General features: G+C 64.3%; 10 protein-coding genes. 1 reads left to right on the forward strand and 9 read right to left on the reverse strand.

Annotated elements, in window-relative coordinates; genetic code table 11:
* Positions 1 to 622 precede the first annotated feature (622 nt).
* From AC13HB_RS09590 to AC13HB_RS09630, 9 genes are all read right to left on the reverse strand, one after another.
* The gene (locus AC13HB_RS09590) at positions 623 to 2,839 is read right to left on the reverse strand and encodes a 3-hydroxyacyl-CoA dehydrogenase NAD-binding domain-containing protein (RefSeq protein WP_482949526.1); all 2,217 of its coding nucleotides are present in this window, start codon (positions 2,837 to 2,839) and stop codon (positions 623 to 625) included.
* Between the two features lie 362 nt (positions 2,840 to 3,201).
* Entirely contained in the window at positions 3,202 to 4,407 is a 1,206-nt protein-coding gene (locus AC13HB_RS09595; protein ID WP_482949527.1) for an acetyl-CoA C-acetyltransferase, read from the reverse strand.
* Positions 4,400 to 4,864, reverse strand: a complete 465-nt coding sequence (locus AC13HB_RS09600) for an endonuclease domain-containing protein (RefSeq protein ID WP_482949528.1) — start codon at positions 4,862 to 4,864, stop codon at positions 4,400 to 4,402. The genes AC13HB_RS09595 and AC13HB_RS09600 overlap by 8 nt, the downstream gene beginning before the upstream one ends.
* 149 nt (positions 4,865 to 5,013) lie before the next feature.
* Entirely contained in the window at positions 5,014 to 5,607 is a 594-nt protein-coding gene (locus tag AC13HB_RS09605) for an FMN-binding negative transcriptional regulator (RefSeq protein WP_482949529.1), read from the reverse strand.
* 6 nt (positions 5,608 to 5,613) lie between these two features.
* A complete protein-coding gene (locus AC13HB_RS09610) occupies positions 5,614 to 5,976 on the reverse strand; it encodes a hypothetical protein (RefSeq protein WP_482949530.1) in 363 nt (120 codons plus the stop codon).
* The gene (locus tag AC13HB_RS09615) at positions 5,976 to 6,344 is read right to left on the reverse strand and encodes a hypothetical protein (protein ID WP_482949531.1); all 369 of its coding nucleotides are present in this window, start codon (positions 6,342 to 6,344) and stop codon (positions 5,976 to 5,978) included. Before AC13HB_RS09615 ends, AC13HB_RS09610 begins: the two co-directional genes overlap by 1 nt.
* Positions 6,345 to 6,346: 2 nt before the next feature.
* On the reverse strand, positions 6,347 to 7,513 hold the full coding sequence (locus tag AC13HB_RS09620) for an acyl-CoA dehydrogenase family protein (RefSeq protein WP_482949532.1): 1,167 nt from the start codon (positions 7,511 to 7,513) through the stop codon (positions 6,347 to 6,349).
* 100 nt (positions 7,514 to 7,613) lie between these two features.
* On the reverse strand, positions 7,614 to 9,404 hold the full coding sequence (locus AC13HB_RS09625; RefSeq protein WP_482949533.1) for an acyl-CoA dehydrogenase C-terminal domain-containing protein: 1,791 nt from the start codon (positions 9,402 to 9,404) through the stop codon (positions 7,614 to 7,616).
* Between the two features lie 77 nt (positions 9,405 to 9,481).
* Positions 9,482 to 9,964: a MerR family transcriptional regulator gene (locus tag AC13HB_RS09630; protein WP_482949534.1), complete on the reverse strand. Its 483-nt coding sequence runs from the start codon at positions 9,962 to 9,964 to the stop codon at positions 9,482 to 9,484.
* A gap of 123 nt (positions 9,965 to 10,087) precedes the next feature.
* Here AC13HB_RS09630 and AC13HB_RS09635 point away from each other — a divergent pair, with 123 nt between their 5' ends.
* Positions 10,088 to 11,662, forward strand: a complete 1,575-nt coding sequence (locus AC13HB_RS09635) for a hypothetical protein (RefSeq protein WP_482949535.1) — start codon at positions 10,088 to 10,090, stop codon at positions 11,660 to 11,662.
* Positions 11,663 to 11,770: the final 108 nt, after the last annotated feature.

An 11,770-nucleotide genomic window follows, 5' to 3' on the forward strand; every position in this document is an offset into this window, starting at 1 on the left:
CCGAAGGCCATTCCTTCCGCTTCCCGGCAGATCGGGCGAACCCTCGCTGCCGGTTTTGCCTCCGGACCGGCCCGAGGGCCGGCCTTTCGGCGGGAGCTTCGAAGTCGGACCCGAAGGTCCGGCTTCTCCGCCTACCTCCGTCCTGGGACGAAGGCCGGCACCGCCGAAACGGCGCCGCTATCGATCGCTACCTGGTCACCGTCCTTGCGGTCGGATCAGTCCCGCCGTTCTGACCAGCACCCCGGCTCATGCCTCCCGAAGGAGATTTCCCCGAAATACCTGCCTCAAAATCAAGCCCTTGCGAGCTGTCTTCCTTGGCTGCTCCTTCCGGAACCTTGCCCTTTCGAGCGGGCCCTTCCGGAGCCGTCTTCCCGGCGATCCCCGGACCGTGAGGTCCGCTTCGGTCGCTGTCGACGATCAAAGTTAAGCAGGACGAAACCGGGTGAGCAACGCACGGAAAATGCGTTTCGGTGGAGAAGATCGCGAAGTCGGTGGAGAAGTTTTGCACTTCTGTGGAGAAGCTGGGGAAAACTTTCCACAGGCCGGAAATGCCCGCATCGCGCAAACGAAAACCGGCGCAGAAGCCCTGCGCCGGTTCCCGAAAATCCTGGCTGTCGCTTGCCTATTCGGCTGCGACCGCCTCCTTGGCGCCGAAGCGTCCATAGAAGGTTTCACCCTTCTCGGCCATCTCGCGCAGCAGCGCCGGCACCTCGAACTGCTCGCCATAGGCGGCCTTGAGTTCGTCGGCCCGCGTCACGAAGGCCTTGGCACCGATCGTGTCGATGAAGGAGAGCGTGCCGCCGGTGAAGGGCGCGAAGCCCCAGCCGAGGATCGAGCCGACATCCGCCTCGCGCGGATCCTGGACGATACCCTCTTCCATGCAGCGCGCCGCTTCCAGAGCCTGGGTGTAGCGGATGCGGTCGCCGATCTCGGCGGCCGTCGGCTGTTCTTCCAGATACTTTCCGTCCGGTGCGAACTGCTCGAGTTCCGGCCAGAGACGCTTGGGCTGGCCCTTCTCGGCCGGATAGTCGTAGAAGCCCCTGCCGTTCTTGCGGCCGCAACGGTCGTAGTCCTCGACCATCTTGAACAGGATCGGCTCGGTCCCGTTCGGCTTGTAATCGTCGCCGAGATCGTTCTGGGTCTGCTTGATCAGCTTCACGCCGAGATCGAGGGCGACCTCGTCCTGCAGCGAGAGCGGACCGACCGGCATGCCGGCCATCTTTGCGGCATTCTCGATCAGGGCCGGCTGCACGCCTTCGGCCAGCATTTTCAGACCTTCGCCGACGAAGCGCATGACGCAGCGATTGGCGTAGAAGCCGCGCGTGTCGGACACGACGATCGGCGTCTTCTTGATCTTGGTGACGAAGTCGATGGCCCGCGAAAGCGCGTAATCGCCCGTCTTGTCGCCCATGATGATCTCGACCAGCATCATTTTCTCGACCGGCGAGAAGAAGTGGATGCCGATGAACTGGTCCGGACGCTTGGACGCCTTGGCCAGATCGCTGATCGGAATGGAGGAGGTGTTCGAGCCGAACACGGCCTTATCGCCGATGACGTCCTCGGCCATCTTGGTGATCTTGGCCTTGAGCTCGGAATTCTCGAACACGGCCTCGACGACGAGATCGACATCCTTGATCAGGGAGTAATCGGTCGTCGGCGTGATGAGAGAGGCCAGCCTGGCCGCCTTCTCTTCCGTCATCTTGCCGCGCGAGACCCGCTTGGCCCATTGATCGACCGCGTGCTGCTTGCCCTTCTCGGCGCCTTCCTGGTTGGCGTCGATGAGGACGACCTCGATGCCGGCATTGGCCGAGACCGTGGCGATGCCGGCACCCATGAAGCCGGCGCCGATGATGGCGACCTTCTTCACTTCGCCCTTTTCCTGGCTGGCCGGACGGCGTCCGCCCTTGTCCAGGTCCTGCTTGGACAGGAAGATCGAGCGGATCATGTTGCGGCTTTCCGGACGCAGGAGCAGCTTGGTGAAATAGCGGCTCTCGATACGGATGGCCTGGTCCATCGAGACCTGGGCGCCTTCATAGACGCAGGACAGGATGTAGCGCTGGGCCGGATAGTTGCCGTAGGTATTCTTGCGCAGCATCGGGCTCGCTGCGCCGAACATCTGCGCGCCCGCCGGATGGTAGGGGCCGCCGCCCGGGAATTTGAACTTGTCGCCATCCCAGGGCTGTTTCGAGCCTTTCGGGTCTTCCTTGACGATCTCCTTCGCCTTGGCCACCAGATCGGCCTGCGGCACGACCGCATCGACAATACCCTGGGCCTGCGCCGTGGCCGCATCGAGCTGCTGGCCCTGCAGCAGGATCGGCGCAGCGTTCATCACGCCGACGAGGCGCGGCAGGCGCTGCGTGCCGCCGCCGCCCGGCAGGACGCCGACCATGGCTTCCGGCAGGCCCAGCTTGGCGGACGGATTGTCCGACGGCATCACCCGGTAGTGACAGGCCAGCGCGATCTCGAACCCGCCGCCCAGCGCGAGACCGTTCACGGCCGCCGCGATCGGCTTGCCGCAGGTTTCCATGGCGCGGAAGGTCTTGTTGAGACGGAAGCACTGCTCGAAGAGTTTCGACTTCATCTCCTCTTCCGGCAGCTTGGCCAGCTCGGCCGAGGACCCGCCCAGTTCGGAGAGGTCGGCACCGGCGCAGAAGGCCGCCTTGCCCGAAGTGATGACCACGCCCTTGATGGCGTCGTCGGAAATGATTTTTGACGTCAGCGCGTCGAAGTCGTCCATGACTTCGGCGGAAATGACATTCATCGACTTGCCCGGGCTGTCGAAGGTGACCAGGGCAATGCCGTCGCTGTCGATTTCGAGTGTGAAGTTTTTCAAGCTCATTGGGATGTTCCCTCAGTTAGAGAGCGTTGACGTCGTCGTGACGGCCTGGGTCACTTGGCCTGTTCTCATCTCGTAGAGATAGAACTCGGCCATTCCAGGAAGCACTTGGCAGCGGATCCAGTAAGCCCGCGGCTCGTCACGCGCGACAACGTGAAAGGCCCGGCTGCAGCTTCCATCGAAATCCATTCCGGGAAACTCATCAGCCGTGAAATCGGAATGCAGCTGAGTCGTGTCCACACCCCCCGGCAATCCCTCTGACCACGCAGTCTCCATGGAGACATCGGCAAAGGAACGCGCCTCATCCTGCGCATTGCAGGCTGAAGTCAGCAAAAGCGACGCAAGGAGTGCGGACCGTACCATGCTTACACCCGCTCGATAATCGTCGCGGTGCCCATGCCGCCGCCGACGCAGAGCGTGGTGAGGGCGGTTTCCTTGTCCGAGCGTTCCAGCTCGTCCAGCACCGTGCCGAGGATCATCGCGCCCGTGGCCCCCAGCGGGTGGCCCATGGCGATGGCGCCGCCATTGACGTTCATCTTGTCGTGCGGAATGTCATAGGCCTGCATCAGGCGCAGGACGACGGCCGCGAAGGCTTCGTTGAGCTCCCAAAGATCGATGTCGCCGACATCCATACCGGCCTTCTTGAGCGCCTTGGCGGTCACCGGAACGGGCCCCGTCAGCATGATGGTCGGTTCGGAGCCGATCGAGGCCATGGCGCGGATGCGGGCGCGCGGCTTCAGGCCAGCCTTCTCGCCGGCTTCCTTGGACCCGACCAGGACCATGCCGGAGCCGTCCACGATGCCCGAGGAATTGCCGCCCGTATGGACCCAGTTGAGATACTCGACTTCCGGGTATTTCTGGATGGCGACCTGCTCGAAGCCGACAAAGTCCGAAAGGTCCTTGAAAGCCGACTTCAGCGAACCGAGGCCCTGCATGTCGGTATCGGGACGCATGTGCTCGTCCTTGTCGAGAATGGTCACGCCAAGCTGGTCCTTGACCGGCACGACGGACTTGGAGAAGCGCCCCTCGGCCCAGGCGCGAGCGGCGCGCTTCTGGCTTTCCACCGCATAGGCGTCGACATCGTCGCGGGAGAAGCCGTGCTTGGTCGCGATCAGGTCGGCGGAGACGCCCTGCGGCACGATATAATGGTCGAAGGAAATCTCCGGGTCGGCGCCCATGGCACCGCCGTCCGATCCCATCGGCACGCGGGACATGGCTTCCACACCGCCACCGATGGCGAAATCGGCTTCGCCGCTCATCACCTTGGCCGCCGCGACATTCACGGCTTCCAGGCCCGAGGCGCAGAAGCGGTTGATCTGGTAGCCGGCGGCGGTCTCGGCATAGTTCGCATTGATCACGGCGGAGCGCGCGATATTGGCGCCCTGCTCGCCGACCGGCGAGACCACGCCCATGATCACGTCATCGATCAGCGCCGTGTCGAGATCGTTGCGATCGCGGATCGCCTCGAGCTGCTGGGTCGCCAGCTGCAGAGCGGTGATCTCGTTGAGAGCACCGTTTTTCTTCTTGCCGCGCGGGGTCCGCGTGGCGTCGTAGATATACGCTTCAGTCATCTCTCATCCTTCTCCCTTGGCGGGTGACTTCCTTTATCGACTCAACTCTTTCGTCCTCCCCCAGCGGGGGAGGTGTCCGCGCAGCGGACGGAGGGGGGCCGGCCTTCGCCCGCTCCCGCATCAGATTTCCGGCTGCCTCGGCGATCGCATCGAGTACGCCGGACAGATGTTGGTAGACATCGACATTCCAGAACCGGATCACGGTCCAGCCCTGCGCTTCCAGATAGGCCGTCCGCACAGCATCGTGACGGCGCTCCTGGGCGCTGCCATGCGTGGCTCCGTCGACCTCGACGATCAGCTTTGCCGCAAAGCAGGCGAAGTCGGCGATATAGGGACCGACAGGGTGCTGGCGGCGAAAACGATGTCCGCAGAGATCGCGCTTTCTCAAATGCACCCAGAGCTTAACCTCCGCATTCGTCATCGTGCGGCGTAGACGCCGGGCCCGTTCCTTCGTCAATCGGGGCTCGCGCGGCGCAGGCCCCCCATCGGTTTCGCTGACGCTCAACCACTTCCCCCGCGGGGGGAAGACGAAGACCGACGCATTTCGTCCTCCCCCCACGGGGGAGGTGGCCGCGAAGCGGTCGGAGGGGGAACATGGCGAAAGCATCACTCCTCGTCCTCCACCATGTGAAAAGCGACGGCGTGTTCGCCGCGTTCGTTGAGCGCGTGGGCGACGCGCAGGCGGTCCTCGAGGGACTTGTTCTGGGACATCTTCGCCTTGCCCTCGAGGCGTTCAATCTCGAATTCGAAACACTGGATGGCCGATTCCAGCCGCGCCCGGCGCTTCGGTTCGATATCGGTGATGCGCCACTCTTCCTCGAAATCGGCGATCTGCGAGGACAGCGCCCGTTCGGCTTCCTCGCCCTGGAGCGGCAGGAATTTCCCGAAAGCGTGGACCGCCACATAATTCCAGGTCGGCACGTTGAGGCGCGGCGCGGAATACCAGGTCGGCGAAACATAGGCGTGCGGGCCGGTGAAGACCGCGATCGCCTGCTTGCCCGCCCGGATCGCCTCGGCCATCGGATTGGCCTGCGCGACATGCCCGATCAGGACTTCGCGCTCGTCCGACAGTTTCAGCGGAATATGCGTCGCCGCCAGGTCCGGCTCGCCCGGCACCAGAACCAGCGCGAAATCATAGGACCGCATCAGCGATCGCATCTCGGCCGGGTCTTCCATGCGGAATTGGGGCGGCGTGTACATTCCCGATCAGTCCTCCGCCTCGCAGCGCCAGGCTGCCGTCGGGAAGCCGGAGACTTCGCTGCCGATCTTCAGCTGGCCGTCCTCGACGATCCAGACACCGCCATCGCCGCCGCGCGTCTCGCTCTCGCCGCAGACGAAGAAGACGCGGAACCCGCCCGTATGCGGATCGCGGATCAGATAGTCCGTGGTGCAGGTCTCGCCATCGTCATTGACGTAACCGGCGCTGGAATAGGTCCGGCCCGAGGTGCAGCCCTCCTCGCCCCACTCGCCGGCCAGGCACTGGTCGAACTGCTCCTCGATCGTGCCGTCCGCGCCATAGCCGATGCATTGGGTGGTGAGGAGGAGGGTAGAGGTGAGAAGGGTCAGCATCAGAGTGATCTCCATCTAGGGAAAGCTGTGGCAAGCAAAACACCTGAAGCGAAGAGAACAATCATCACTGAGCTTTGGGTCAACCAGGTGATTACGTCGAAGCCTTGGCCTGCGAGTCGCCAGTTTGCGACAAGGATCGCCGCGACCATCAGCATTGCCCAGCGTCCACTGCCAAGCACATACCCGCCAGCTCCCAAAATGAAGCCGGAGAACAGCAGCGGGCCAAATTCAATCCAGCCCTCGGGAAGAAAGGCCGCTCCCACCAACGTGCCCACCCCATGCGCAAGCCCTATCGCTCCGAACGCGAATAGAAAGACCAACGGCACCAGAAACCTGGACGGGATTGACCTGTCGGTGACCTCGCTCATCCCTACAACGTCCTCGCGATCAACAGCTTCATGATCTCGTTCGTGCCGCCATAGATGCGCTGGACGCGGCTGTCGCGCCACATGCGGGCGATCGGGTATTCGTTCATGAAGCCGTAGCCGCCGTGCAGCTGGACGCATTCGTCCATGACCTCGTTCTGGGCTTCGGAGACCCAGTATTTGGCCATGGAGGCGGTCGCCGCATCGAGTTCGCCCTTCATCAGGCGTTCCGAGCAGTGGTGCACGAAGACCTCGGCCATGGTCGCCTTGGTCTTGCACTCGGCGAGCTTGAACTGGGTGTTCTGGAATTTCAGGATCGGACGGCCGAAGGCCTCGCGTTCCTTCGTGTAGGCCACCGTCTCGTGCAGGGCGCGCTTCATGGCGCCGACGCCCTGGACGGCGATCTGCAGGCGTTCCTGGGGCAATTGCTGCATCAGCTGGATGAAGCCCTGGCCCTCTTCATTGCCGAGCAGCGCATCGGCGGGAACCCAGACGTCCTCGAAGAAAAGCTCGGCCGTGTCCTGGGCTTTCATGCCGACCTTGTCGAGCAGCTTGCCGCGGCGGAAGCCCTCGACCTTGTCGGTCTCGACCATGAAAAGCGAGACGCCGTCATAGCCCTTTTCCGGATCGGTCTTGGCGACCACGATGACGAAATTCGCCGTGCCGCCATTGGTGATGAAAGTCTTCGAGCCGTTGATCCGGTAGCCGTTGCCGTCCTTGATCGCGGTGGTCTTGACGCTCTGCAGGTCCGAGCCCGTGCCCGGCTCGCTCATGGCGATAGCGCCGACATATTCGCCGGTCAGCATTTTCGGCAGGATGGCCTTCTTCTGGTCTTCCGACCCGTAGGCGATCACATAGGGCGCGATGATGGAGTTGTGCAGACCGACGCCCCAGCCGCCCGCACCGACTTCGGCGCCCGCGGTGTGGAAGACGTATTCATGACCCCAGTCGCCGCCGGCACCGCCGTATTCCTCCGGGCAGGACGGCACCAGAAGGCCGGCTTCGCCCGCCTTGTACCAGAGGTCGCGATCGACCACGCCTTCCTTCTCCCAGCGCTCGGCATTGGGCACGCATTCCTTGGCCATGAAGCCGCGCACGGCATCCTCGAAAATGCGCACATCCTCGCGGTCGAGAAAGGCGGGCCGTGGTACGTTGAGCGGATCCTGAAACATGTACGTCCTCCCCGTGGATCGTGTGATTGTCCGGGCATTATCGACCGGTATTGCGGGCCGCCCTCTTGCCGGGGCGGTCCCGCCTTGAAATCGGTTCGGCCTAGAAGGCCTCGGCGTCGAGCGCCATCATGGTGTCGGCTCCGGCCTCGACCTTGGCCAGATGCATGCCCGCTTCCGGGACCCAGCGATCGAGGAAGTAGCGGCCGGTCGCCAGCTTGTTGGCATAGATCGGATCGGTTTCGCCCGACGCGATCCTGGCCGAGGCGACCTTGGCCATCCTGGCCCACATATAGGTCAGGCAGGTCAGGCCGAAGAGCTGGAGATAGTCGTGGCTGGCCGCGCCGGCATGATCGAAATTCTCCAGCGCATTGTTCATCAGCCAGTCGGTGGCCTGCTTGAGCTTGCCCTTGGTGTCGGCGACGGCGTCGACGAAGGCCTGGGTCTCGTCATTGCCGCCCTCGGCGACGAAGGCGTCGAGTTCGGCGAAGAAGCTGGTGATCGGACGCATGCCGTTCATGGCCAGCTTGCGACCGACCAGGTCGAGCGCCTGGATGCCGTTCGTGCCTTCGTAAATGAGGGTGATGCGGGCATCGCGCAGGAGCTGGGACGCCCCCCACTCCTCGGTAAAGCCGGAACCGCCATGCACCTGCAGGCCGTTCGAGACCATGTCATAGCCCTTGCCGGTCAGATACGCCTTCACGATCGGCGTCAGCAACGCCATGTAGTCGCCCGACTTCTCGCGCACGGACGGGTCGTCGGCTTTTTCTTCCAGATCGCCCTGCAGCGCGGTCCAGAGCGCGAAACAGCGCGCGCCTTCCGCGAAGGCCTTCTGGTCCATCAGCATGCGGCGCACGTCCGGGTGCACGATGATCGGATCGGCCGGACCGTCTGAATTCTTCGGACCGGTCAGGGAGCGGCCCTGCAGGCGGTCCTTCGCGAAGCCGAGCGATTGCTGATAGGCGGCTTCGGCGAGGGCATAGCCCTGCAGGCCGACGCCGAGGCGGGCTTCGTTCATCATGATAAACATGATTTTGAGGCCCTTGTTCTCCTCGCCCACGAGCCAGCCGGTCGCCTCGTCATAGTCCATGACGCAGGTGGCATTGCCGTGAATGCCCATCTTCTCTTCCAGGCCGCCGCACTTGAGCGAGTTGCGCTCGCCCGGATTGCCGTTCTCGTCCGGGATGTGCTTGGGTACGACGAAGAGGGAGATGCCCTTCACGCCTTCCGGTGCGCCCTCGATGCGGGCGAGAACGAGGTGGACGATATTGTCCGCCATGTCGTGCTCGCCGGAGGAAATCCAGATCTTCTGGCCGGTGATCTTGTAGGAGCCGTCCGCCTGCGGCACCGCCTTGGTGCGCAGCAGGCCCAGATCCGTGCCGCAATGCGGCTCGGTCAGGTTCATCGTGCCGCCCCACTCGCAGGAGATCATCTTCGGCAGGTAGAGCGCCTTCTGCTCGTCCGATCCGCCGGTGTGCAGCGCCGCGGCCGCACCGAGGGTCAGGCCCGGATACATGCCGAAGGCCATGTTCGCGGAAGAAACCATCTCGTTGAAGGCGAGATTGAGCACGTGCGGCAGGCCCTGCCCGCCATATTCCGGATCGGAGGACAGCGCCGTCCATCCGCCTTCGGACATCTGCTTGAAAGCGTCCTTGAAACCGGCCGGCGTCTTCACATTGCCGTCCGCGTCGCGCTTGCAGCCCTCGACATCACCGGTCTTGTTCAGCGGCGCCAGCACGCCTTCGCAGAATTTCGCGCCTTCCTCGAGGATGGCGTCGATCGTGTCGCCATCGGCATCGGCGAAGCCGGGCAGGTTCGAATACTGGGTGATATTCAGCACATCGTGCAGGACGAAACGCTGGTCACGAACCGGGGCGCGATACGGGGTGGTCATGGTGGGGTCTCCGGAGCGGAATGAGTGGAGTGGATTGGGTTCGGTGTGGCGGGTCTGGTCGGATCGGAACGTGCCGCCTAGCCCGGCGACAGGCCGCTCCAGTCTTCCAGACGCGCATTGGCCAGAGCCTCGAAGGCGCGTGCACGGCGGCGCACGTCGTCGGGCGGTGTGCGGTCTTCCAGGCGCTCGCGCATCCAGTCGAGGCCGGCCTGGAGTTCCGCGATCGCGCGTTCGACGTCCTCTCGCTGCTGCTGCAGCACTTCGATGCGGTGCTCGAAGCGCGTGATCGCCGGCTCGAGCCGTTCGCGGCCGCCGCGATCGATCGCCTGCAGGTCGAGGATTTCCTTGATCTCGTCGAGCGCGAATCCGACGCGCTTGCCGCGCAGGATCAGCTCGATCCGCGCACGATCCTCGGCCGAATAGACGCGGGCGGCGCCACGGCGCATGGGATTGATCATGCCCTTCTGCTCGTAAAACCGGAGCGTCCGGGGGGTCACGTCGAATTCCTGGGCCAGTTCGCGGATGGTGAATTCGGCGTCGGGGGAGACGGGTTTGATCATGGGGTGAATGGTGTTCACGAATTTACGCGAACGTCAACGTCAAAGATGTCACACCACCCGTCTTTCCACCGGAACCGGCTTTCCCTCTTTCATCGGCGCGCCGGGCGCGGCACAGTCGCACTCATGTCGTGTTGTGATCGTCTGCAGAACGCCCGCCTCGCCCTTATCGCCCTCACCGGCCTCATCGCCCTGCCCGCGGCGCCGGCCGGGGCTCAGGACCCGTCCGAAACTCCGGAAGGCTTTTCCATTCTCGCCTCCGAACCCGAGGCCGAGACTCAGGCCGAAGCACCGGCGATCGGGCCGCATCTCGACCGCGACGCCTATCTGGCCGCACGCGGCGACATCGAGGACACGGTTCTCAGCACGCGCTGGCGCATCGAACGCACCAGCCTGGACGGCGAGCCGCTCGATAGCGATATCCGCACCGTGGTGATCGGCGACGGCTATGCTTTCGAACCAGCCGCCGACGGGCGCACCGTCTATGACTTCCGGACCGACCGCATTCTCGACCGGGTCGACATGCTCGACGGGCCGGTCGTGCGAAGCCGGCCGATCGTGGCGCATGTCCACCGCCAGATGAACACCTTTGCCTTCTATACCCGGGGCGGCGAACTCGACGAGGTCTCCGGCCCCGGCGGGGCGGTCTTCGAACGCTTCTGGATCGAGGCTGCGATGGGCGTCCGCCTCAGCGCCGTGGAACTCGAGACCTTCATTACCGAAGACGACCGGCATGAATTCCGCCGCGATCCGCTCGGCGGTACGATTTTCAGCTATACGCCGGACGAGGTCGGCATCGGCAATCCCGCAAGCCTGTTCCGGGCCTGGCTGAGACACGGCCCGCCCATCCATCCCGACGCACTCGACCGGCTGGCTCCGGGCGACGGCATTCCCGCCCGCTTCAGCTATATCGTCTTCAGCCCGTCCAGCCCGGACGGCCGCGTGGAGAGCTGGACCCGTCAGGACGCGACCGAGACAACCGGTCTGTTTCCCTGGCCGGAAGACGTACCGCCAGCCCCGGCGAGCGCTTATGAAACCGCATCGCCGGAGCTGAATACCGTTCTCGCCGCGGGCATGTCGGCGCTCTCCGGCGAGGCCGGCCTTGCCCCGACGCGTACGTCCTTCGTGGCCGCTTCCGAAGGCGCCCAGCGACGCGGCGATCTGCCGGGCAGCTATCTCGCCCTGCAGCAAGCCATCCACCATTACGGACCGTGCATGCCGCAATCGGAGGAGGAACGCTGCACCCGCCTGAGCCGGGTCGTTGCGGCCGGCCTCGGCAATGACGAATTCGAGGCCCTCATGCTCGCACTCGGAGCGATGCAGACCGATCGCGCCGCGGCCTTTCGCACCCTGACGGATCATCTCGACCGCGACGCCTATGCCGGCGCCGCCGCGAATCTCCTTGCCGCCCAGGCGCTCGCCGGGCTGCAGGCCGGCAACCCGGACGCCATGTCGGACCGCGATCCGCTCGCCCTCTTCGCCGCGAGCGCGGAGGCCGACCCGCACGCCCCCATGACCTACTGGCACGCCGGGCGCTTCGCCGCGTCGATCGGCGATGTCGAAACGGCCTGGCTTCTCTTCGATCTGGCACGCGCCCTGCCGGATGCCGGCGCAACCGGCGCCGCACAGGAAGCCGACTCCATGCACGAGCGGCTCCAGGCGCTGGCGCCCGATTTCTTCGGGCCCGACGGCGCGCGGTAGTCGCGCCGGAGACCGCCTGCAACCGCGAACGGCGCGTTTATCCACACATTTTACGACGCGTTAACCGAGTCGGAGCCTTGTTTTGACTCAGGTTTTCACGCCTGCGTG

Source organism: Maricaulis sp. B-26 (assembly GCF_056857855.1).

What these genes read in the sequence shown, in the direction of transcription:
- AC13HB_RS09610 (WP_482949530.1), bottom strand. Translation starts at nt 5,976, where the DNA reads ATGCTGACCCTTCTCACCTCTACCCTCCTCCTCACCACCCAATGCATC.
- AC13HB_RS09630 (WP_482949534.1), bottom strand. Translation starts at nt 9,964, where the DNA reads ATGATCAAACCCGTCTCCCCCGACGCCGAATTCACCATCCGCGAACTG.
- AC13HB_RS09605 (WP_482949529.1), bottom strand. Translation starts at nt 5,607, where the DNA reads ATGTACACGCCGCCCCAATTCCGCATGGAAGACCCGGCCGAGATGCGA.
- AC13HB_RS09595 (WP_482949527.1), bottom strand. Translation starts at nt 4,407, where the DNA reads ATGACTGAAGCGTATATCTACGACGCCACGCGGACCCCGCGCGGCAAG.
- AC13HB_RS09620 (WP_482949532.1), bottom strand. Translation starts at nt 7,513, where the DNA reads ATGTTTCAGGATCCGCTCAACGTACCACGGCCCGCCTTTCTCGACCGC.
- AC13HB_RS09590 (WP_482949526.1), bottom strand. Translation starts at nt 2,839, where the DNA reads ATGAGCTTGAAAAACTTCACACTCGAAATCGACAGCGACGGCATTGCC.
- AC13HB_RS09635 (WP_482949535.1), top strand. Translation starts at nt 10,088, where the DNA reads ATGTCGTGTTGTGATCGTCTGCAGAACGCCCGCCTCGCCCTTATCGCC.
- AC13HB_RS09615 (WP_482949531.1), bottom strand. Translation starts at nt 6,344, where the DNA reads ATGAGCGAGGTCACCGACAGGTCAATCCCGTCCAGGTTTCTGGTGCCG.
- AC13HB_RS09625 (WP_482949533.1), bottom strand. Translation starts at nt 9,404, where the DNA reads ATGACCACCCCGTATCGCGCCCCGGTTCGTGACCAGCGTTTCGTCCTG.